18 protein-coding genes and 1 pseudogene are annotated in these 21,814 nt (G+C 64.1%); 7 read left to right on the forward strand and 12 right to left on the reverse strand.

Features of this window, described 5'->3' with window-relative positions; all coding sequences use genetic code 11:
* Positions 1-41 precede the first annotated feature (41 nt).
* Positions 42-653 (reverse strand): LysE family translocator, encoded by a 612-nt coding sequence (locus ACI7M0_RS11005; protein ID WP_129933692.1) that lies wholly within the window; start codon positions 651-653, stop codon positions 42-44.
* Positions 654-757: 104 nt separating this feature from the next.
* Between ACI7M0_RS11005 and ACI7M0_RS11010 the strand changes: the two genes are divergently transcribed.
* The gene (locus ACI7M0_RS11010) at positions 758-1,735 is read left to right on the forward strand and encodes a GlxA family transcriptional regulator (RefSeq protein WP_104961491.1); all 978 of its coding nucleotides are present in this window, start codon (positions 758-760) and stop codon (positions 1,733-1,735) included.
* Between the two features lies 1 nt (position 1,736).
* Here ACI7M0_RS11010 and ACI7M0_RS11015 read toward each other — a convergent pair whose 3' ends face one another.
* The 8 genes and pseudogenes from ACI7M0_RS11015 to ACI7M0_RS11050 form a co-directional block, all read right to left on the reverse strand.
* Entirely contained in the window at positions 1,737-2,588 is an 852-nt protein-coding gene (locus ACI7M0_RS11015) for a CAP domain-containing protein (protein WP_129933691.1), read from the reverse strand.
* 206 nt (positions 2,589-2,794) lie between these two features.
* Positions 2,795-3,406 (reverse strand): cell wall hydrolase, encoded by a 612-nt coding sequence (locus tag ACI7M0_RS11020; protein ID WP_129933690.1) that lies wholly within the window; start codon positions 3,404-3,406, stop codon positions 2,795-2,797.
* Positions 3,407-3,440: 34 nt separating this feature from the next.
* On the reverse strand, positions 3,441-4,358 hold the full coding sequence (locus ACI7M0_RS11025) for an AEC family transporter (RefSeq protein ID WP_129933689.1): 918 nt from the start codon (positions 4,356-4,358) through the stop codon (positions 3,441-3,443).
* 135 nt (positions 4,359-4,493) lie between these two features.
* Complete coding sequence (locus tag ACI7M0_RS11030) at positions 4,494-5,357, reverse strand: LysR family transcriptional regulator (RefSeq protein WP_003247790.1); 864 nt, start codon at positions 5,355-5,357, stop codon at positions 4,494-4,496.
* 93 nt (positions 5,358-5,450) lie between these two features.
* Positions 5,451-6,299 (reverse strand): proline/glycine betaine ABC transporter permease, encoded by an 849-nt coding sequence (locus ACI7M0_RS11035; RefSeq protein ID WP_049587118.1) that lies wholly within the window; start codon positions 6,297-6,299, stop codon positions 5,451-5,453.
* Positions 6,296-7,312, reverse strand: a complete 1,017-nt coding sequence (locus ACI7M0_RS11040) for an ABC transporter substrate-binding protein (protein ID WP_104961494.1) — start codon at positions 7,310-7,312, stop codon at positions 6,296-6,298. The genes ACI7M0_RS11035 and ACI7M0_RS11040 overlap by 4 nt, the downstream gene beginning before the upstream one ends.
* A 94-nt stretch (positions 7,313-7,406) precedes the next feature.
* Positions 7,407-8,162, reverse strand: coding sequence for a methyl-accepting chemotaxis protein (locus ACI7M0_RS11045; protein WP_241792063.1), 756 nt, complete (start codon positions 8,160-8,162; stop codon positions 7,407-7,409).
* Between the two features lie 150 nt (positions 8,163-8,312).
* Positions 8,313-9,575, reverse strand: a pseudogene (locus ACI7M0_RS11050) (chemotaxis protein); the annotation flags it as partial.
* A 223-nt stretch (positions 9,576-9,798) separates the two neighbouring features.
* Between ACI7M0_RS11050 and ACI7M0_RS11055 the strand changes: the two are divergent.
* Positions 9,799-11,118 (forward strand): Na+/H+ antiporter family protein, encoded by a 1,320-nt coding sequence (locus ACI7M0_RS11055; RefSeq protein WP_129933687.1) that lies wholly within the window; start codon positions 9,799-9,801, stop codon positions 11,116-11,118.
* Positions 11,119-11,131: 13 nt separating this feature from the next.
* Here the strand turns inward: ACI7M0_RS11055 and ACI7M0_RS11060 are convergent, their stop codons facing one another.
* From ACI7M0_RS11060 to ACI7M0_RS11070, 3 genes are all read right to left on the reverse strand, one after another.
* The gene (locus tag ACI7M0_RS11060; protein WP_129933686.1) at positions 11,132-12,139 is read right to left on the reverse strand and encodes a FecR family protein; all 1,008 of its coding nucleotides are present in this window, start codon (positions 12,137-12,139) and stop codon (positions 11,132-11,134) included.
* 261 nt (positions 12,140-12,400) lie between these two features.
* A complete protein-coding gene (locus ACI7M0_RS11065; RefSeq protein WP_129933685.1) occupies positions 12,401-14,170 on the reverse strand; it encodes an acyl-CoA dehydrogenase C-terminal domain-containing protein in 1,770 nt (589 codons plus the stop codon).
* 92 nt (positions 14,171-14,262) lie between these two features.
* Positions 14,263-15,885, reverse strand: coding sequence for an acyl-CoA synthetase (locus tag ACI7M0_RS11070; protein ID WP_129933684.1), 1,623 nt, complete (start codon positions 15,883-15,885; stop codon positions 14,263-14,265).
* A gap of 193 nt (positions 15,886-16,078) precedes the next feature.
* Between ACI7M0_RS11070 and ACI7M0_RS11075 the strand changes: the two genes are divergently transcribed.
* The 5 genes from ACI7M0_RS11075 to ACI7M0_RS11095 all read left to right on the forward strand — a co-directional run bounded on the left by ACI7M0_RS11075 (position 16,079) and on the right by ACI7M0_RS11095 (position 21,535).
* On the forward strand, positions 16,079-17,485 hold the full coding sequence (locus tag ACI7M0_RS11075) for a sensor histidine kinase (protein WP_064492543.1): 1,407 nt from the start codon (positions 16,079-16,081) through the stop codon (positions 17,483-17,485).
* Between the two features lie 9 nt (positions 17,486-17,494).
* Positions 17,495-18,127, forward strand: coding sequence for a response regulator transcription factor (locus ACI7M0_RS11080; RefSeq protein ID WP_129933683.1), 633 nt, complete (start codon positions 17,495-17,497; stop codon positions 18,125-18,127).
* A 178-nt stretch (positions 18,128-18,305) separates the two neighbouring features.
* The gene (locus ACI7M0_RS11085) at positions 18,306-18,779 is read left to right on the forward strand and encodes a MarR family winged helix-turn-helix transcriptional regulator (RefSeq protein ID WP_010954405.1); all 474 of its coding nucleotides are present in this window, start codon (positions 18,306-18,308) and stop codon (positions 18,777-18,779) included.
* Between the two features lie 30 nt (positions 18,780-18,809).
* A complete protein-coding gene (locus ACI7M0_RS11090; RefSeq protein ID WP_104887753.1) occupies positions 18,810-20,003 on the forward strand; it encodes an HlyD family secretion protein in 1,194 nt (397 codons plus the stop codon).
* On the forward strand, positions 20,000-21,535 hold the full coding sequence (locus ACI7M0_RS11095) for a DHA2 family efflux MFS transporter permease subunit (RefSeq protein WP_019751849.1): 1,536 nt from the start codon (positions 20,000-20,002) through the stop codon (positions 21,533-21,535). The genes ACI7M0_RS11090 and ACI7M0_RS11095 overlap by 4 nt, the downstream gene beginning before the upstream one ends.
* Positions 21,536-21,814: the final 279 nt, after the last annotated feature.

Below are 21,814 nucleotides of genomic sequence, written 5' to 3' on the forward strand. Positions count from 1 at the left end.
CGCGTTGCAGGGCACGGGCTTCGCCCGTGTTCGCGGGCCCGCTATCGGCCAAGCGGCAGCGCCAGGCCAATCAAGGCAAACAGGCTCCCGCAGCAACGATTGAAACCTTTGCCACCCTTGGCCAGCCATGGCCGAATGCGAAACGCCAGGCGCGCCAGCAGGTATTCGACCAGAGACTCGACGCTGGCAAAGGTCGCGGCCATCACCGCAAATTGCAGCACCAGCCCTCGCTGTGGGTCGATGAACTGCGGCAGGAAGGCACCATAGAACAGCAGCACCTTGGGGTTCGCCATGGCCGAAAGCAGGCCCTGGCGAAACAGCCCGGCATTGCCCAGCCGCGCGCTGTGCGCGGTCAGTTCCAGCTGCAGGCCTGGACTGCGCCACAGTTGAATGCCCAGCCAGATCAAATAAGCCCCACCCACCCACTTCAGGACGCTCAGCACTGCCGCCGAGGTCTGCAGCAGTGCGCTGAGGCCGAACATGGTCAAGGCTATGAGGGCGCTGAAACCCAAGACCCCGCCCACGATGGTGAACAGCGTTCGCCGCGCGCCATAGAGCGCGCCATGGGTCAACGCCAACAAGCTGTTGGGCCCCGGGGTCAGTGACAGGCCGATGCTGGCCAGCAGGTAGATGAGCCAGGTGTCCAGTGCCATGTTGAAAACTGCCTTGTTCGAGAGAGGGCGACAGTCTATGGCGCAACCCTCACGCTGAAAGAGTATTATCTGGTCATAAAAGGGTCTTTTCTGGACGTGGTTTCATGCCGCCCGACATCCGCTTGCTGATCCTGCCGTTACCGGATTTTGCCTTGCTGCCGTTTGGCGCCTTTCTCGACAAATTGCGCTTCAGCGCCGACGACGAGGACTACAGCCAACAACGCTATTGCAGCTGGACGGTGGCGGGGCTCAGCCTCGAGCCGGTACCGTCGAGCAGTGGCGCGGTGCTGCAGGTCGAGGCCATTGCCGATCAGCTCGACCTTGACCTATTCGACTACCTGGTGGTGTTCGGCGGTCGCAGTGCCATGGCCACCGCGGCGCTGGCGCCACGTTACCAGGCTTTGCTCAGGCAGGCCGCCAAGGCGGGTGTCAAGCTGGTGGGGGTCGACAATGGCGCCTTCCTGCTGGCTGCCTGCGGCCTGCTGCAGGGGCACAAGGTGGTGGTGCACTGGCGTCACGAAGCCGAGTTTCGTGCTGCGTTTCCGCAGTTGCAGCTGTTGCGCGAGCAGTTGTACTGCATCGATGGCAACCGCATCACGTGCGCCGGTGGTACTGCCGCCATAGACCTGGCCGTTGCACTACTGTCACGCGCTTGCGGGCGAACCCGGGCGCTCAAAGGGCTGGCTGACATGCTGGTGGACGAGACCCGCGACAGCCGTCACGCCTTGCGCTCGCTGGAGCTGGGTGCTGGTCAGGGGCGCCAGGTGCAGCGGGCGCAAGCACTGATGCGCCATCACCTGGGCACGCCGTTGGCCGTGGAGCAACTGGCCGCAGAACTGGGCATCAGCCGGCGTCAACTGGACCGGCAGTTCCAGGCCAGCCACGGGATGAGCACCAAGGCCTGGTGGCTGGAGATGCGCTTGCAGCAGGCGCGCTGGCGTTTGCTCAACTCCAGCCACAGCCTGGCGCAGATTGCCGATGAGGTGGGCCTGGGTGATGCCAGCTACCTTGGCAAGTGCGTGCGGCGTCGGTTTGGGTGTACGGCCCTGCAGTTGCGTGCAGGTCATTACCCGCTCACGTGATCTACTGGGGCGTCCCGAACAACCCTGTCCAGTAGATCCCTGCATCGCTCTTGGGGTCTATCGCATAGGCAGCGCCCAGTTCATGGAAGTCCGGATTCATCAGCGTGGCGCAGTGCCCTGGGCTGTCCAGCCAGCCGTTGACGACCTTTTGCGCGGTGTCACGCCCGGCGGTGATATTTTCGCCGATCTGCTGGTACAGGTACCCGGCCAGTTCCGCCCGGTCACCGGGTGTGCGGCCATCTTTGTCGATGTGATCGAAGAAGTTCTGGTTGGCCATGGCCCGAGTGTGGTTGGCGGCGACCCCGGCCAGCACTGTGCTCCAGCTCAGTGGCGGGGCGGCGGCAAACGGCTGGCCGCCGCATTGTCGTGGCACCTTGCGCGCGGCGTTGACCTCCTGCAGCACCTTCTGTCCCTCGGCCTGCCAGTCGCCCAGGCGGCCGCTGAGCAGCGGCCGTGCCAGCACGATGCGCCAGTCGCGGCCCTCCTGGCTGACGCCAATATCGACGAATTGCGGGTCGAGCACCACCTGGCAGAAGCTTTCCTCGATGGCATGCATGGCGGCGCGTGCGTCGCGTGGCCCCGACAGGCTGATGGCCTGGACGCTGACCATGGGGTAGGCGGCGCGGGTCATGGCCTGTTGCAGGTCGCGGGTGCCCTCTGGCGACAGCGCAAGGCGTGTGTCGCTGTTGAGCGGCGGCAGTTCCAACGACGCCTCGCCACCGCAGGGCTGGGCCTTGCTGCGGTAGACATTGATCGAATCGATCAACTGCGCCTCTTCGCCGGTGGCTGCCAGCGCCCCGGTCGAAACGACCAGGCCCAGTGACAAGGCGACAACGGATGTCAGGACGCGCATGTGGATCTCCCTATGACTGGCAGCGTCGTGGTATGCGCTGCTCATCCTACACAAGCCCGGGGCTTTTGGCCCGAGGTCGTGCAAGGCAATGAAAACGCCGGCAATCGTTACTGGCGGCAAAAGAGGGAGTAGACCCCTGGCCGGTGGAAAAGTGCGGTCAGTTGCCAATCATTCGCATCGGGCCAGCGTTGTCAGCCGTTTGCGCGTCAATGGGCCAACGCCTGGTTCGGCTTGTAGAACAGGAAGTGGGTGGTCTGCGCGGTCTTGCGATAAGCCTTCGCCCAGTCGGGGCGCACCGTGCGGTCGTGAAAGTACAATGCGCCGCCGGTGGGGTCTATCAACTGCTGGTTCAGCGCCTTGCGTGCGATCTCTTTGGCAATGTCGTAGCGTTGCGGTTCCTCGACCTGGTCCGGGCGCCCGTCACACCACCATGAGAACTGACAGGACTTGGTCTCCACCCCCTGTTTGACTACCGCGCAGATAGTGTCGGGAAAGCCATCGTGGCCCAGGCGGTTGAGCACCACACTGGCCACCGCGGTCATGTCTTTGGCGTCGGCGCCCTTGGCTTCCCAGTAGATGGTACGTGCCAGGCAGGTGATGCTGTCATCCAGCGGCGCCTGGCCAGCCGGGTCCACTGCCTGCGTTTCGCCTGGGGTCAGTTTCTCTGCCTTCCTGGGGGGCGGCGCATCTTCAGCGACCTTTTCTTCAAGCACTTCGGCCTTGTCCTCGGCAACGGCGGCTTTGGCCGGGTCAGCGGCATACAGGGGGCCTGCGAGCAGGGCCGAGGTCAAGCCGATCAGCATCAAGTGACGGCGCATGGGCACATTACCAGGCGGTGGGCAGAATTTCAGTCTAGCCAAGCGTAAGCATTAATACCAAAGGCAGGGTGGCGGCCGCAGCCACGGTCTGCAGGGCGATGAGGGTAGCCATCAGTGGCGCATTGCCGCCCATTTGCCGGGCCATGACATAAGACGACGAAGCGGTTGGCAGCGCCTGGAACAACACCGCCACCACCGCTGCCTGGCCACTCAGGCCGAACAGCCGGCAAACGCCCCAGGTGGTCAGTGGCATGACCAGGAACTTGAACGCCGATGCTGCCATCAGCGGCCGTACTTGCTGGCCGAGGCTGGCGCCGCCCAGGGCAGCGCCGACACACAGCAGGCCCAGCGGCAGCGCGGCCTGGCCCAAGGCCTTGACCGTGGCGTCGATACCGGCCGGCAAGCCCAGTCCCGTGGCCCGTAGTATCAGCCCCCCTGCGCAGCCGATGATCAACGGGTTGGCGAAGATCGCCCGAAGCACTGTGGCTGGCGAACTGTGACGGGCGCTGAAGCGGGCAAACACCAGCACGCAGAGCAGGTTGACCAAGGGCACGATGGCTGCGTTGGCCACCGCCGCCAGGGCAATCCCGGCGCTGCCGTAAATCCCCGCAGCCAGGGTGGCACCGATGTAGTTGTTGAAGCGGATACCGCCCTGAAACACCGAAGTGAAATCGGCTCCATCATGGTTCGCCGCGCCCTGATACAGCACCAGCAACACGGCACCGGCCAGGGTCGAGAGCATCAGTGCGCCGGCCATGCCCAGCACCGGTATGCCATCGAGGTTGGCGGTGGCCAGGCCATGGAGGAACAGCGACGGCAGCAGGACGTAGTAGCTCAGGCGCTCGGCACCAGGCCAGAAGCTTTCGGCAAGAAAACCGCGAAGGCGCAGGAAGGTACCCAGGGCAATCAGCAGGATGATGGGGAGCAGGGTGGTCAGCAGCAAGTGCAGCATGGTCAGCATTCCGTGGGCGGGTACGTGCACAGACTACGGGGGCGGATCGATCTGTAAAAACGTTGTTTTCTTCAGTGACCGTTGAGGAAAAATGCATGTTGGTGGGGGCATATCGCGCCTTGGACCAGCCTGGCTTCAGGCTTCCAGGGCGGTCTTCAACACCGCACTCAAATGCCGCCGCTGGCTTTTTTCATGCTCCAGCAACACCACCCGCCGGGTCAGTTGCGGCTCGCCAAACGGCAGGCAGGTGGCGGGTGGCAAGCGTTGCAGGTCGTCATCCGCCATGGGGATGACCGCCACGCCCAGGCCCATCACCGCCATGCGCGCCAGGGCTTCCTGGCTGTCCAGTTCCATCAGTTCGCTCACCTGCACCTGCTGGCGGCGTAGTTCCTGCTCGATCTGCCGGCCGGCCCAGGCACGCTTGTCGAAGCGCAGGAATGGCTGGCTGGCCAGCAACTGCGGCACGCTATACCCGGCCAGCTCAGGGCTGGCGATGGCCCAGAAACGGTCCTCGAACAGCGGTGTAAAGTCCAGGTTCTGCGGGTAAGGGCTGACCGGTTCGGTGGTGATCGCTGCATCGAGCTCGCCGTCTTCCACGCGCCGCGCCAGCTCCGCCGACATGCCCGAGGCCACGCTGATGTGTAGCTGCGGGTGATGGGCCTTTATCCACACCAGCGCCTTGGGCAAACGCCGCGCCAGCACCGTGTGGATCGCCCCCAGGCGCAAGCGGCCGCGCAGGCTTGGGCCGCTGGCCAGGGCATCGGCCAGTTCGTCATAGGCAGCCAGAAGGCTTTCGGCGCGGGCCACCGCCAACTGCCCGGCTTCGGTCAGCACCACCTGCCTGCGGCTACGGTCGAACAAGGTCACCTTCAGTTCGTCTTCGAGGGTTTTGATGTGCAGGCTGACCGCCGAGGGGGTGAGGCTGAGCAGGTCGGCGGCGCGGGCAAAGGTGCCGTGGCGGGCGATGGTCACCAAGGTGCGCAGGGCTTTCAGGGACATGCGGTTGAGGTCCGGTTCTCAGCTGACAGAGGCGTATTGTCAGGCCCGGCCCTCTCGCAGCACAAGGCTGCTTCCAGGCCTTGCCGATACGGCTCAGCGACTGCTACGCCCATAGGCCTGGCTGATCCGGTCGATCACCATGGCCAGGGCGACAATTGCCAGCCCGGCCTCCATCCCTTGGCCAACATTCAAGGTCTGGATCCCCGCCAGCACATCCTCACCCAACCCACGGGCGCCGATCATCGACGCCACGACCACCATCGACAAGGCCATCATGACCGACTGGTTAAGCCCGGCCATGATACTCGGCAGCGCCAGGGGCAGGGCGATGCGCCGCAACCGCTGCCAGCGGCTTGCGCCAAGGCCGTGTGCGGCCTGCAGCAACGAGGGGTCGATCTGGCTCAGGCCCAGTTCGGTCAACCGCACCAGCGGCGGCAGGGCGTAGATCAGCGTGGCGAACACGGCAGGCACCTTGCCCAGGCCAAACAGCATCAGCACCGGGATCAGGTAAACGAACGCAGGTAGCGTCTGCATCACATCGAGGACCGGCAACAGCAGCCGTCTGGCCAGTGGCCGGGCGGCCAGCAGAATGCCCAGTGGTACACCCACCAGTACGCACAGGCCGGTACTGACCAGCACCAGGGCCAGGGTCTGCAGCAGCTTGTCCCAGAGCCCGAGCATACCGATCAGGGCCAGCAGCGCGACCAGCACGGCGCTGCGCAGCAGGCTGCGGCTGGCGTGCCAGGCCAGCAGACCCACCAGCAACAACAACAGCCACCAAGGCAAGAGGCGCAACAGGTTCTCCAGGCCGACCAGCAGTTGCAGCAACTGGTCAGACAAACTGCGCAGGTGGTCGCCGTAGTTCAATACCAACCAGTCGACCAGGCGGTTGATGCTGTCGGCAAAGGAAAACTGCAGGGTCTGCGGGAAACCGCTGCTCACAGGCTGGCCTCGACCTTGGTGGCGATGTCCGCCGGCAGCCAGGCTTTCCACACCTCGCGGTTATCGCGCAGGAAGGTGAGGGCGGCTTCGCGCGGGGGCGTGCGTTTTTCGCTCATGACGGCCAGGGCCTTGTTCAGGCGATCGATGGGCAGGTCTACCTGTTCGAACACGCTGACCAGGTCTGGGTAGTTTTCGCGAAAGGCTTTGGACACGCCAATCGACAACTTTGCCGGCAGCGAGCGGCTGCCTTTCGGGTTGGGGTTGGCGGGGTCGGTGAGGGTGGCCCAGGCCTGGGCATCGAACGGGGGTTCTTCCAGCCGGATGAGCTTGTAGCGCCCCATCAGCGGGGTCGGGTTCCAGTAGTAGAACAGCACGGGTTTGCCGCGCCGGATTGCCGAACCGATCTCGGCGTCCATCGCGGCGCCGGAGCCACTGCGGAAGTTGTTGTAGAGGCCATCCAGGCCATAGGCCTTGAGCTTTTGGCTGTTGACGGTTTCAGACGTCCAGCCGCTTGGGCTGTTGAGAAAACGCCCTTTACCGGGCGATTCGGGGTCGGAAAATACCTGCGGGTAACGCTTGAGGTCCTCGACACTGTGCAGCTCAGGCGCCACGGGCTTCAGGTTGCGTGCGGCATCGCCTTCGATCACATAGGCCGGTACCCACCAACCTTCTTCTGCATTTTTGACCGTATCGCCCAGTGCGAACACCTGGCCGGCCTGTTCGGCCTTGACCCAGGCAGGGCTGCGCCCGGCCCATTCCTCGGCGATCACTTGCAGGTCATTGCGCGCCAGGGCCACCTCCATGCTGACCGTGCTGCCAGGCAGGGTGTCGGTGCGATAGCCGTAGCCGCGCTCCACGATCAGGCGCAGAATCTCGGTGGTGAGGGCGCCGCTTTCCCAGCCGATGGCACCAAAATGGATAGGCGCAGGTTGCTCTGCCGATGCGGCGCTGTCGGTGCTGGCCAAACCCACCGTCAACAGCAGCCCGGCCAGCAGCGTTGAAATGCTCTTCATGTAAACCTCGTCGTTCGCCACGCCTTGGCAGTGGGGCAAGTGTAGACGACGAGGTTTTGTCAGTTTCAGGGCCACTGGAGTGGCCCCGTTCGCTTCAGACGCGGAACTGGTCCATCAGCGCTTGCTGCTGGTTGGCCAGGCTGTTCAGCGACTGGCTGACCCGCGCCGACTCGTTGGCCTGGCCAGACAGGGATTCAGTGACATCACGAATGGTCGCCACGTTGCTGTTGATTTCCTCGGCTACCGCGCTTTGCTCCTCGGCGGCAGAGGCGATCTGCAGGTTCATGTCGGTGATCACCGTCACCGCCTGGCCAATGCGCTGCAATGCCGTGACGGCTTGGCCGACCTGCTCCACGCCACCTTGGGCCTGGCGGTGGCTGTGGTCCATGGCGCCGACCACTTCGCGGGTGCCGTTCTGCAGGGCTTCGATGACCTGACGGGTTTCTTCCACCGACTCCTGAGTGCGCTGGGCCAGGTTGCGCACCTCATCGGCGACCACGGCAAAGCCACGGCCGGCCTCACCGGCGCGGGCAGCTTCGATGGCAGCGTTGAGCGCCAGCAGGTTGGTCTGTTCGGCGATCGAGCGGATCACTTCCAGTACCGAGCCGATCTTCTCGCTGTTCTGCGCCAGGCCTTCTATTTCGGCCATGGTGTCGCTCATGTTGGCGGCCAGGGCACCGATGCTGCTGGTGGTGCGGTCGATTACCGCCAAGCCTTCGCGGGTGGCCTGGTCGGCATCGCGCGCCGCCTGCGCAGCCTGGGCGGCGCTGCGGGCAACGTCCTGGGCGGTGGCGCTCATTTCATGCGAGGCGGTGGCCACCTGGTCGACCTGGCGGTACTGCTGCTCCATGCCGGCGCTGGTTTCAGTGGCAATCGCCGAGGACTGGTCGGCCGTGCCTCGGGCGGCCTGCACCGAGCGTTTGACCTCGGCGATGGTTGGCTGCAACTTGTCGAGGAAGCGGTTGAACCAGCCGGCCAGTTCGCCCAGTTCGTCCTGCTTCTGGTAGGTCAGGCGACGGGTCAGGTCGCCTTCGCCGCTGGCAATGTCCTTGAGCATGGCGGCCACGCTGAGGATCGGCCGGGTAACGCCGCGGGCCATCAGCCATACCAGCAGCAGCCCGGCAATGGCGGCGGCCAGGCCCAGGCTCAGTTCCAGCAAGGTGCCGCTGGTATTGAGCGCGTCAAGTTCCTGCTTCAGGGTTTCGGCCGGCCCGGTCAGGGCGTTTTCCGGCACATCCAGCAGCACGCCCCAGGGCTGGGCGTCCGGGATTGGCCGGAATGCCGCCAGCACCTTCAAGCGCTGCCGGTCGTGGAGGGTGGTCAGCTTGCCATCGGCCAGCTTGCGCACCAGCTCGGCGCCTTTGGTCGGGTCTACCTGGTCGAAGCGCTGGGCCAGCTTGCTGGCATCGGCGCTGTAGCCGGCCAACAGGCCGACCGGGGTGAGAATGCCGACCGTGGTGCGGCCTTCGTAGAGGCTGCGGCTGGCCTCCTGGCTCAGTGCCTGCAGGCTATTGAGGTTGATGTCGATGGACAGGGTGGCAATGATCTTGCCGTTGACCGCCAGCGGGAACACGATGCTGGTCATCAGTACCTGCTGGCCGTCGATGTCGTAGAAGTAGGGCTCCACCACACACACCTTGCCGGAGGTGCGTGGGCATACCCACCAGGTGTTGGCCGGCTGGCCGCTGGGGCCGATCTCGGTGTTGGCCATGTCATGTTCGGGCAGGGCCATCGAGGTCAGCTGGCCAGCGCGTGGCTGCGACCAGTACAGGGCAAAGCGCCCGGTTTCGTTGCTGCCCAATTCTGCCTTGCCGGCAAACAGGCTGTCCTTGTTGTCCAGGGCATTGGGCTCGAACACCAGTGACAGGCCGAGCAGGTCGGGGTTGGCTTGCAGTGCGGCGCGCACCTGGCGGGTCATGTCCTCGCGCAGGTCGAAGGCATCGAGAAAGCGCTTTTCGGCCTGCTCGCGCAGGAACAGCACTTGGCGGGCGAAGCCGGCGCCGTACTGGTAGGCATCCATGAACTGGCGGCGAATGTTCAACGCTTGCACTTCACCTTGTGACTCGATGCGCGACTGCGCCGCCTCGGTCAGCATCTGCATGCTGCTAGCCTTGACCAGGTCCGAACTGTGATCCATGCGGTACAGCGACAGGCCGACGAGCAAGGTGACGATAGCGGCCAGACAGAGACCGGCGAGCAGGGTGATCTTCCACTGGATGGAAAGTTGTCGCAAAGGCATGGGGGCGGATCCCTTTTTTGGCATTAAGGGTTATGGCTTTATCTGCGGTGGGGCCGGGAGGTGCCAAAGCGCTGCGGCCAGGCACCTCGCTGCCTCCCTCAATATCGGCCCCTGCCGTTTTTTCTTTATTCAAACATTCAATTTAAATTTGACCGCCACTAACGCCCCGCATCAAGGCGCTTTTGACATCTGCCGCCTACTGCTTCAGAGTTCGCGCTTTTTTCTGTCGTAATGAGGTAAGCCAACCATGAATGCAGTGATCGCCGCGGTCGGCATCATGCTGATACTCAGCCTGTCCCGCGTGCACGTGGTCATCGCCCTGATCATCGGCGCCCTGGCCGGTGGGCTGGTGGGCGGCCTGGGCATCGAAGGCACGCTCAAGGCCTTCAACGGTGGCCTCGGTGGTGGTGCCACGGTGGCTTTGTCCTATGCACTGCTGGGTGCTTTTGCCGTGGCGATTGCCAAGTCTGGCCTGGCCCATGCGCTGGCCGACCGCGCCCTGGGCATGATCGACCGGCGGGGCGACGCCAAGGGCGGCAAGGTCAAATGGCTGATGATCGGCCTGATGCTGGCGGTGGCCGTGTCGTCCCAGAACATCCTGCCCATCCACATTGCCTTCATCCCGCTGCTGGTACCCCCTCTTTTGTACGTGCTGACGCGCCTGCGTATCGACCGCCGGCTGATCGCCTGTGTGATCACCTTTGGCCTGATCACCCCGTACATGTTCCTGCCGGTGGGCTTCGGCAACATCTTCCTCAACGAGATCCTGCTGGCCAATGTTGCCCGCGCGGGTGTCGATGTGAGCGGCGTCAACGTCACCCATGCCATGGCCATCCCGGCTGCCGGCATGCTCGTCGGCCTTCTGGTGGCGGTGTTCATCAGCTACCGCAAGAAACGTGACTATGACCTGGCGCGCATCCAGCAGGTGGAGCAGGTGAGCGTGCAGTACAACCCGTTGACCTTGCTGGTGGCCGTGCTGGCCATCGCTGCAGCCTTCATCGTCCAGCTGTTGCTGGACTCGATGATCATCGGTGCCATGGTCGGTTTCCTGATCTTCTCGCTGTCGGGCATCGTCAAGTGGAAAGAGACCGACGACCTGTTCACCGAAGGCATGAAGATGATGGCCATGATCGGCTTCATCATGATTACCGCGTCCGGCTTTGCCGAGGTGATGAAGGCCACCGGTGAGGTGAAGAGCCTGGTGGAAACCTCGGCGCAGTGGATCGACCACAGCAAGGGCGTCGGTGCCTTGCTGATGCTGCTGGTAGGCCTTTTGGTGACCATGGGGATCGGCTCGTCGTTCTCCACCGTGCCGATCCTGGCCGCGATCTTCGTGCCACTGTGCGTGCAACTGGGCTTCGACCCGTTGGCTACGGTGTGCATCATCGGTACTGCCGGTGCGTTGGGCGATGCAGGTTCGCCGGCCTCGGACTCGACCCTGGGCCCAACCTCGGGCCTGAACGTGGATGGCCAGCACCACCACATCTGGGACACCGTGGTGCCCACTTTCATCCATTACAACCTGCCGTTGATGGCGTTCGGCTGGTTGGCAGCGATGACCTTGTAAGGCGGGGAGGGCGTCAGCCCTTGTCGGGCGGCGGCGAGATGCGATTGAGCACGGTGCTGCCGTCCTTGCTGCGGGTCAGGTAGACCGGCAGGACTTTGGGCAGGTTGTTGACCAGGCGCCCCACTTCAGCGGTGTTGTAGATGCCGCTGATGCGAATGCGGCCGGTGCTGGCATCGGCCAGTAGCAGCGGGGCGTCTAGGTAGCGGTTGATCACCGGCAGCGCCTGTTCCAGGCTCAGGTTGTCGAGCACCAGCTTGCCGCTGCGCCATGCCAGGCTGTTGCCATAGTCGTCGCTTTGCTCCAGCTGCGGCTCGAAGTCGCCCTTGTGGTAGCTGGCCTGCATGCCAGGGCCAAGGCGGTAGCCACCGGCACTGCCCTCACTGGACACCAGCACTGAACCTTCCACCAGGGTGACCTTCACCTGGTCCTGGTACTTCCACACGTTGAACTGGGTGCCGGTGACCCGGGTCTGGCCACTGCCGGCACGCACGATGAACGGGTGGCTGCTGTCGTGTCGCACCTTGAAGAACGCCTCGCCGCGCTTGAGCGTGACCTGGCGTTGGTCCTTGTAGTTGAGGAAGGTGAGTTCGGTGTGGAGGTTGAGCTGTACCGTGCTGCCGTCGCTGAGCTCCACGGTCTGCATGCGGTCACCGGCTTCGAAATGCTGATAGTGGTTGGGCAACCAGCCCTGTTCCCACCCCATCCAGCCGGCCAGCGGCAGCACTGCCAGGGCGATGGCCGCAGCAGACGCCAGCGGCCGCCAGTTGCGAGGGCGGGCGGCGTGTCTGGTGGGTGGGTTGAAGTCGATGACGGTGGCGCTGCGCGGCAGCAGGTCGGCTGTTTGCCAGATTTCCAGCATCGCCTGATATTCTTCGGCATGCCGCGGGTCGGCCGCCAACCAGTCAGCGAATGCTTCACGCTCGGCCTGCGTGCAATCTTCGGCGTGAAGGCGCATGCACCAATGCGCTGCGGCGTCGGTGATGGCATCGTCTGGGTTGGGATTGAGGCGGTCGTGGTTCATTGCGGCTCCGGGTTTTGCGCATTCTACCCTTGCGGGAGGGCTCCCGAGAACCAATGTAATGGCGAATGACTATCAGTTGTGCCGGTTTTTCGTCGGATTAGCCACGGTTTTTCAGTGTTTGAGAACCCTTCGCGGGCAAAAGACGATGCCTGCAATGGCTTCCGGGGCAGCCTGGTGCTGCGAAGAGGTCAGTGTTTGCAGGTACCGGCCTCTTCGCAGCACACGGCTGCCCTTGCAACAAGCGCGTCGGCGACCCACCGGTCAGAACTGTGCGGCCTCTAGCCCATAAAGGCTGCCACTACCGGCCCGAATGCTCGCCTCCAGCCCCAACCCCCGCGGCAAGACCCGCTGGAAATAGAACGCCGCACAGGCAAGCTTCGCGCCATGAAACGCCTCGTCCTCATCACGTTTGGCCAGCGCCACCGCCGCCATCCGCGCCCACATGTATGCATAGGCCGTGAGCCCGAACAGCTGCAGGTACTCAACGGCTACCGCGCTGACCAGGTTGGCATCCTCGCCGGCCTGCGCCCGCAGCCAGCTGCTGGTGGCCTCCAGCCGCGCCAGGCTCGCCTGCAGGGCCTCGCGGTGCAAGGGCGCATCCACACTGAAGGCGCGCACTTCGCTGGCAAAGCTGGCCAACGCCTGGCCACCGTCGGCCAGCACCTTGCGCCCCAGCAGATCAAGGGCCTGGATGCCGTTGGTGCCCTCATAGATCTGTGCAATGCGCACGTCTCGCACCCGTTGCTCCTGGCCCCATTCGCGGATGTAGCCATGACCGCCATACACCTGCTGGCCAAGCACGCAGCTTTCCAGGCCGTTATCGGTGAAGAATGCCTTGGCCACCGGTGTCAGCAGTGCCACCAGGCGCTGGGCATGCTCGCGCTCGCCAGCGTCCTCGGCATAGCGTGCCATGTCCAGTTGCTGGCCAACGTAGACGGCGAACGCCCGACCTGCTTCGGTGAGGGTGCGCATGGTCAGCAGCATGCGCCGGACATCACCATGGTGGATGATCGGGTCGGCCACCTTGTCGTGTGCCTGCGGGCCAGTCGCTGCGCGGCTCTGCAGGCGCTCGTTGGCATAGCGGGCGGCGCTCTGGTAGGAGGCTTCGGCACAACCGATGCCCTGTATGCCGATGGACAGGCGCTCGTAGTTCATCATGGTGAACATCGCTGCCAGGCCCTTGTTCGGCTCGCCCACCAGGTAACCGATGGCACCGTCAAAGTTCATGACGCAGGTCGCCGAGGCCTTGATGCCCATCTTGTGCTCGATCGAGCCACAATGCACAGCATTGCGCGCGCCCAGGCGGCCATCGGCCTCGACCAGGAATTTGGGGACCAGAAACAGCGATATGCCTTTGGCACCGGCGGGCGCATCCGGCAGCTTGGCCAGCACCAGGTGGACGATGTTCTCGGTCAGGTCCTGCTCGCCGCCGGTAATGAAGATCTTGCTGCCACTGATGCGCACGCTGCCATCGGCCTGAGGCTCGGCGCGGGTGCGGATCAGCCCCAGGTCAGTGCCGGCATGGGGTTCGGTCAGGCACATGGTGCCGGCCCAGCGGCCTTCGTACAGCGGTGGCAGGTAAGTGGCCTTGAGCGCTTCGCTGGCGTGGGCATCGATCGCCAGGCAGCTGCCTGCGCTCAATGCCGAATACAGGCTGAAGCTGCAGTCAGCCGCGTAGAGCATCTCTTCGAACAGCACGCCGAGCATCTTTGGCATGCCCATGCCGCCGTATTCCGGGTTGCCGCCCAAGCCGACCCAGCCGCCTTCGCGGTAGGTGTTCCAGGCCTCGCGAAAGCCCTCGGGGGTGGTGACTTGGCCTGCGTCGAAGCACACACCTTGCTCGTCACCGTTGCGGCTGAGCGGGGCGATCAGCTGGCCGGTGACTTTGGATGCTTCCTCGAGAATGGCGTCGGCAGTGTCGGCATCGATGCGTTCGGCCAGGGCGGGCAGTCGGGCCCACAGGCCTGAAGCGTTGAACACGTCATGCAGGACGAAGCGCATGTCGCGCAGGGGGGCGGAATAGGTGGTCATCGGCAGCTCTTGCAATAGTGAGGGAGGGTTGGGCGTGCGCTGAACCTTCAGGCGCAGCCGTGTGCTGCGCCTGAAGGGGAGCGGCTATGGCATCAGAGGGCTTTGGCCCGGTCGCGCAGCACGTACTTCTGGATCTTGCCGGTCGAGGTCTTGGGCAGCTCGCCGAACACCACGGTCTTCGGCACCTTGAACCCGGCCAGGTGCTCGCGGCACCAACTGGTGATGTCGGCTTCACGGGTGTCCTCCCGGCCTGGCTTTAAGGCAACGAAGGCGCACGGGGTTTCGCCCCATTTTTCATCCGGGCGTGCCACCACGGCGGCTTCCAGCACTGCCGGGTGCTTGTACAGGGCGTCTTCGACCTCGATGGTGGAGATGTTCTCGCCACCGGAAATGATGATGTCCTTGAGCCGGTCCTTGATCTCGATATAGCCGTCGGCATGCCACACGGCCAGGTCGCCGGTGTGGAACCAGCCGCCACGGAAGGCTTCGGCGGTGGCTTCAGGGTTTTTCAGGTAACCCTTCATCACCGTGTTGCCGCGCATGAAGATTTCACCCAGGGTATTGCCGTCGCGGGGTACTGGCTGAAGGGTTTGCGGGTCGGCGACCATCAGGCCATCGAGGGTCGGGTAGCGCACGCCTTGGCGAGACTTGATGCGTGCACGCTCTTCCAGCGAAAGCGCGTCCCATTCGTCATGCCAGGCACACACGGTCACCGGGCCGTAGACCTCGGTCAGGCCGTAGGTGTGGGTGACCTTGATGCCCATTTCTTCCACGGCACCGATGACCTTGGCCGGTGGTGCGGCGCCGGCGACCATGGCCTGCACCGGGTGCTCGATGGCTGCCTTGGCCGCCTCGGGCATGTTGACCAGCGCGTTGAGCACGATCGGCGCACCGCACAGGTGGCTGACTTTGTGCTCGCGGATCAGGGTCAGGATCTTCTGCGGGTCGACCCGGCGCAGGAACACATGGGTGCCGGCCAGGGCGGTGATGGTCCAGGGGTAGCACCAGCCGTTGCAGTGGAACATCGGCAACGTCCACAGGTACACCGGGCGGTGGCCCATGGCCCAGGTCATCTGGTTGCCCAGTGCGTTCAGGTATGCACCGCGGTGGTGGTAGACAACGCCCTTGGGGTTGCCGGTGGTGCCGGAGGTGTAGTTCAGCGAAATGGCTTGCCACTCGTCATCGGGCCATTCCCAGGCAAATTCCGGGTCGCCTTCGTTGAGCAGGGCCTCATAGTCCAGCTCGCTGACCGCGCGGCCTTCGCCGTACTCCGGGTCATCCACATCAACCACCAGCGGCGGGTGTTCAAGCAGTGCCAGAGCGCCTTCGATGACTGCATGGAACTCGCGGTCGGTGATCAGTACCTTGGCCTCGCCATGCTGCAGCATGAAGGCGATGGCCTCGGCATCCAGGCGCACGTTCAGGGTATTGAGCACGGCACCGGTCATGGGTACGCCGAAATGCGCCTCGAGCATGGTCGGGGTGTTGGGCAGCATCACTGCCACGGTGTCGCCACGGCCAATGCCACGACCGGCCAGGGCGCTGGCCAGGCGCCGACAGCGTTGGTAGGTTTCTTGCCAGTTGCGGCGGATGGCGCCGTGGATGACGGCCGGGTAGTTGCCGTACACGGCGGCGGTGCGTTCAATGAAGCTCAGCGGGGTGAGGGCGACATGGTTGACGGCAGCGGGCATCAGGCCCTGGACATAGATCGACATGCGGTAATCCTGTAAGGGAGGCAGACGCAGCCTGTGCACCTGGCCCCCGATGGCTGATTGTTAGCTCTGTTCAGGGTGCAGGGGGCGGACGGTGGGCCGCCCCCTCTGTCGCAGTTTTACGCGAGTCGCTATGGTATTAGGAATATCGACTATAGCAATATAGTAAAACTACTATAAAAACAGGCCGCCTACCGTGGATGACACTGCTTACCCCTTGCTTGGCAAAGACCCGCAACCCAGTCTGTTGCTGGCCAGTGATGCAAGCCCGCTGGCACTCAACCCGGCATTGCAGGCCTGGGTCGCCGAAGGGCCCGAGCTGGCTCGCTGGCTGCCGGCCAATTGCGCCGCCCTGGTGCGTGCCTGTCTGCGTCAGCATCGGGCGATCAGCGATGTCGAAGTGCAGGTCGGCGAACGCATCGTGTTGTGGACGTTCATGCCGGACAACCAGGGCCAGCAGGTGCTGGGGCGCTGCCGCGATGCCAGTGAAGAGCGCCATGGCGCACGCGAAGCCAACCGCGCCCGACGCCTGTATCGGCTGATCATCGAAAACACCACCGACCTGATTTCCCGGCACAGCCCCGATGGCCGCTTTCTCGATGCCTCACCGGCAGCCTACCGCCTGCTCGGCCTGTGGCCCGAGCAGCTGCGTGGCATGCCTGTACATACCCTGCTGCATCCGCGCGAGCGGCGTCAGGTACTGCGTCAGGCCTCAGCCGCACTGGACCAGGACGGCTACCACACGATGACTTGCCGGGTACGCCAGGCAACAGGTGACTACCGTTGGTTCGAAATCGCCAGCCGGGCGATCCGCGAGACCTATACCGGCGCGGTGGTGGAGGTGGTCAGCGTGTCCCGCGACATCACCTTGCGCATCGAAGCGCAGGAAAGCCTGGCGCACAGTGCCCGCCTCGCTACCCTGGGCGAGCTGGCCTCGGGCATCGCCCATGAGATCAATCAGCCACTGGCCGCGGTGGTCAACTATGCCAACGCCAGTCAGCGTTACCTGCAGGGCCTGGAACGTGATCCCCAGGCGCGCGAGCGGGTAGGCCAGGGCCTGCAGCGTATCAGCGAGCAGGCCACCCATGCCGCCGAAGTGATCCGCCGTCTGCGTGCCTTCCTGCGCAAGGGGCCGCGCCGCCTGCAGGCACTGGACGTGGCCGAGCTGGCCGGCGAAGCCATGCGCCTGTGTGCCTGGGAAGCCGCGCGGGACCAGGTGCAGGTGGAACTTCGCATGAGCGCTCAGCTGCCCTTGGTGTATGCCGACCGGGTGCTGCTGGAGCAGGTGCTGCTCAACCTGCTGCGCAATGCCATCGATGCCAATCGCGAGCAGCAGGGGGAGCGGCCGTCACGTATCCTGCTCTGCGCGGCGCGCGATGGCGATGGGGTGCTGGTCGAGGTAGCTGACCAGGGCCCGGGCGTGGCACCCGAGCGGCTGGATGAAATCTTCACGCCCTTTACCACCAGCAAGGCCGACGGCCTGGGCTTGGGCTTGAGCATGAGCCGCAGCCTGATCGAAGGCTTCGGTGGCAGCCTGTGGGCGCGGGCGGGTGACAACGGCGGTCTGGTACTGTGCTGCCGGCTGGCGGTCAGCAGGGAATAAGGGGAGGCAGTGTTGCAAGCAAAAGTGTATGTGGTCGATGACGACCAGGGTATGCGCGACTCTACGGTCTGGCTGCTGCAGTCGGTGGGCCTGCAAGCCTTGCCGTTCGCCAGCGGGCAGGCGTTTCTCGACGCCTGCGTCGATGATGGGCCCGCGTGTGTGCTGTTGGATGTGCGCATGCCGGGGCTGGGCGGGCTGGCTGTGCAGCAGGCGATGCGCGAGCGTGGCCTGATGGTGCCGGTGATCTTCGTCAGCGGTCATGCCGATGTCCCGATCGTGGTGCGGGCGTTCAAGGCTGGCGCCTGCGACTTCATCGAAAAACCCTACAACGACCAGCTGCTGCTCGATAGCGTTCAGGCTGCGCTGGAGCACGCCGGGCTGGCGCGACGGGGCGATCAGGCACTGGCCTTGGTGCAGGCGCGCATCGACGGCCTGACGCCGCGTGAGCGAGACGTCTTCGTACCGCTGGCCCAAGGGTTGAGCAACCGCGAGATTGCCGAGCAGTTGGGCATCAGCGTCAAGACCGTGGACCTGTACCGAGGCCGGGTGATGAAGCGGTTGCAGGCGGGCAGCCTCGCAGAGCTGGTGGGAATGGCGATTGCTTGCGGGGCGGTGGAGGCGCTGGGCCTGCGAGCACGTTAACCGCCCTTACGCAGGCCCTGGCAGGGGCGGCCTTGTGTGTCGCGATGGGCCGCAGGGCGCGCCTGCGGGGGCGGTGTGACCGGCAGAAAACACGAATATTTCATAGCTACCTAATGAAGGCTTTGACATTAACTGCCTAAGCAGTAATATTTCTACACACTTAACTGAGCAGTCAACGATGGCCCATTTCTCCCCCGAAAACTTTCAGACCTGCGCCATCGGCATGTTGCTTGGCCGCGCAGCGATCCTCAAAGACCGCATTCTTGACTGGCACCTGGAGTCAGAGGGCGTCACCGCCGCGCAGTTCAAAGTGCTGATAATCGTCACCCAGTACCAGGTGGATACCCCGGCCGAACTGTGCCGTTACCTGGGCCTGGACAGCGGTTCGATGACCCGCATGCTCGACCGCCTCGAGCAGAAGGAGCTGATCGTGCGCAACCGCTGCGCCGACGACCGTCGCCAGGTGCGCCTGGCACTCACCGCCGACGGCCAGCGCCTGGCCAATCGCCTGCCGGAAATCGGCGCCGCCGCCATGAACGAGTTGTGCGGCGTGCTGGCACCAGAGGAGCTCAAGACCCTGGAAGGCCTGCTGGCCAAGGTGCTGCTCAGTGCTGGCGACCCGTTGACGATCCGCCGCTTCGGCGACCGTTGAACCCCGTAACGAATTATCCAAGGTATTGTCATGGCCACTCCCACAGACACCCCGACTCCCTCCGTCGCGCCTGAGCCGTCGCGCAAGCGCAAGGCTTGGCTGCTTGGCCTGCTGTTGCTGCTGATCCTTGCCGGGGTCGGCACCTGGGCCTGGTACAGCATTGTCGGGCGTTGGCACGAAAGCACCGACGATGCCTACGTCAACGGCAACGTGGTGGAAATCACCCCGCTGGTCGCTGGCACCGTTACCAGCATCGGGGCCGATGACGGCGACCTGGTCCATGCCGGCCAGGTATTGCTGCAATTCGACCCGGCCGACAGCGAAGTGGCCTTGCAGTCCGCCGAAGCCAAGCTGGCACGCAGCGTGCGGCAGGTCCGTGGGCTGTACAGCAACGTCGATTCGCTGAAGGCTCAACTGGAAACGCGCCAAGCCGAACTGCGCAAGGCGCAGCAGGACTTCAACCGACGCAAGGTGCTGGCTGACAGCGGTGCGATTGCCGCAGAAGAACTGTCCCATGCCCGCGACGACCTGAGCGTTGCCCAGGCCGCCGTCAACAGCGCGCGCCAACAGCTCAGCACCAGCAGCGCGCTGGTCGACGACACCGTAGTGTCGTCGCACCCCGACGTCATGGCTGCTGCTGCCGACCTGCGCCAGGCCTACCTCGACCACGCCCGCACCACGTTGGTCGCGCCGGTCACCGGCTACGTCGCCAAGCGTACCGTCCAGTTGGGCCAGCGCCTGCAACCGGGCACCGCGACCATGGCGGTCATCCCGCTGGATCAGGTGTGGATCGATGCCAACTTCAAGGAAACCCAGCTGCGAGAGATGCGCATCGGCCAGCCGGTGGAAATCACCGCTGATGTGTACGGCAGTGAGGTCAAGTACAGCGGCACGGTCGACAGCCTTGGCGCGGGCACCGGCAGCGCCTTTGCCTTGCTGCCGGCGCAGAACGCCACCGGCAACTGGATCAAGATTGTTCAGCGAGTACCCGTGCGCATCCACCTCAGCCCCGACCAGCTCAAGGACCACCCGCTACGTATCGGCCTGTCCACCGTGGTTGAAGTCGACCTGCATGACCAGAGCGGCCCGACCTTGGCCCAGCAGCCACCGCAGAAGGCCAGCTACACCACCCAGGTGTATGACCACCAGCTGATCGAAGCCGACAACCTGATCGCCCGGCTGATTCACGAGAACAGCGCAACCGGCAAGACGGCGCAACGATGAGCAACAACGCCGCTGCCCAGTTCACGCCGCCGAGTCTGCTGCTGACCACCATCGGCCTGTCGCTCGCGACGTTCATGCAGGTGCTGGACACCACCATCGCCAACGTGGCCCTGCCGACCATTTCCGGCAACCTGGGGGTGAGCTACGAGCAAGGCACCTGGGTCATCACCTCGTTCGCGGTGAGCAACGCTATTGCCTTGCCGCTGACCGGCTGGCTGAGCCGGCGCTTTGGTGAAGTGAAACTGTTCATCTGGGCCACGCTGCTGTTCGTGCTGGCTTCGTTCCTGTGCGGTATTGCCCAGTCGATGCCCGAGCTGGTGGGCTTTCGTGTCTTGCAGGGCGTGGTCGCCGGGCCGCTTTATCCGATGACCCAGACCCTGCTGATTGCTGTCTATCCCCCGGCAAAACGGGGGATGGCACTGGCGCTGCTGGCGATGGTCACGGTGGTGGCGCCGATTGCCGGGCCGATTCTTGGGGGCTGGATTACCGATAGCTACAGCTGGCCATGGATCTTCTTCATCAATGTGCCCATCGGGCTGTTCGCTGCTGCCGTGGTGCGCCAGCAGATGCGCACGCGCCCGGTGGTCACCAGCCGCCAGCCGATGGATTACATTGGCCTGCTGACCCTGATTATCGGCGTCGGTGCCTTGCAGGTAGTGCTGGACAAGGGCAACGATCTGGACTGGTTCGAATCGTCGTTCATCATTGTCGGCAGCCTGGTTTCGGTGGTGTTCCTGGCGGTATTCGTGATCTGGGAACTGACCGACCGGCACCCGGTGGTCAACTTGCGCCTGTTCGTGCACCGCAACTTCCGCATTGGCACCATTGTGCTGGTCGGGGGGTATGCCGGGTTCTTCGGTATCAACCTGATCCTGCCGCAGTGGTTGCAGACGCAGATGGGCTATACCGCGACCTGGGCAGGCCTGGCGGTGGCGCCGATCGGTTTGCTGCCGGTGATCATGTCGCCGTTCGTGGGCAAATATGCGCACCGGTTCGACTTGCGGGTGCTGGCTGGGTTGGCGTTCCTGGCGATCGGCACCAGTTGCTACATGCGTGCCGGTTTCACCAGCGAGGTGGACTTCCAGCACGTGGCCTTGGTGCAGTTGTTCATGGGGATTGGCGTGGCGTTGTTCTTCATGCCGACGTTGAGCATCCTGCTGTCTGACCTGCCGCCGCACCAGATTGCCGACGGTTCGGGGCTGGCAACATTCCTGCGAACCTTGGGCGGGAGTTTTGCGGCTTCGTTGACCACCTGGATCTGGATCCGTCGGGCGGACCAGCACCATGCTTACCTGAGTGAGCACATCAGCCAGTTCGACCCGACGACGCGGCATACCCTTGAGCAGTTGGGCGGGGCCAGCCCGCAGAGTTATGCGCAGTTGGAGCAGATACTCAACGGGCAGGCTTACATGATGTCGACGGTGGATTATTTCACCTTGATGAGCTGGGTGTTTGCCGGGTTGATTCTGCTGGTGTGGTTCGCCAAGCCGCCCTTTACCGCCAAGGCGGGCCCGGCATCGGCGGGGCATTGAGCTACAATCAAGGCAAGATCCCGATGCTCTCGCTCTCGCTCTCGCTCTCGCTCTCGCTCTCGCTTCGGCTTTTGATTTTGCTTCTAAGCGCGCGATAGCCCAGGCGCCGCGGATTGCGACTTCAGGAGGCCGAGCGTAGGGCTTGCGAAGGGAGGTGACGGGCATGGATGCCCGTCAAGCGCTGAGGCCCCATGGATGGGGCCTGCAGCGCGTACTCCCGGGAGCAAGCCCGGAGCGAGGGAACCCCGGAGCGTAGCGCAGGGGCCGGATGATAGGAGC

Origin of the sequence: Pseudomonas sp. 10(2024) (genome assembly GCF_045164175.1) — a bacterium.
Taxonomy (GTDB): domain Bacteria; phylum Pseudomonadota; class Gammaproteobacteria; order Pseudomonadales; family Pseudomonadaceae; genus Aquipseudomonas; species Aquipseudomonas alloputida.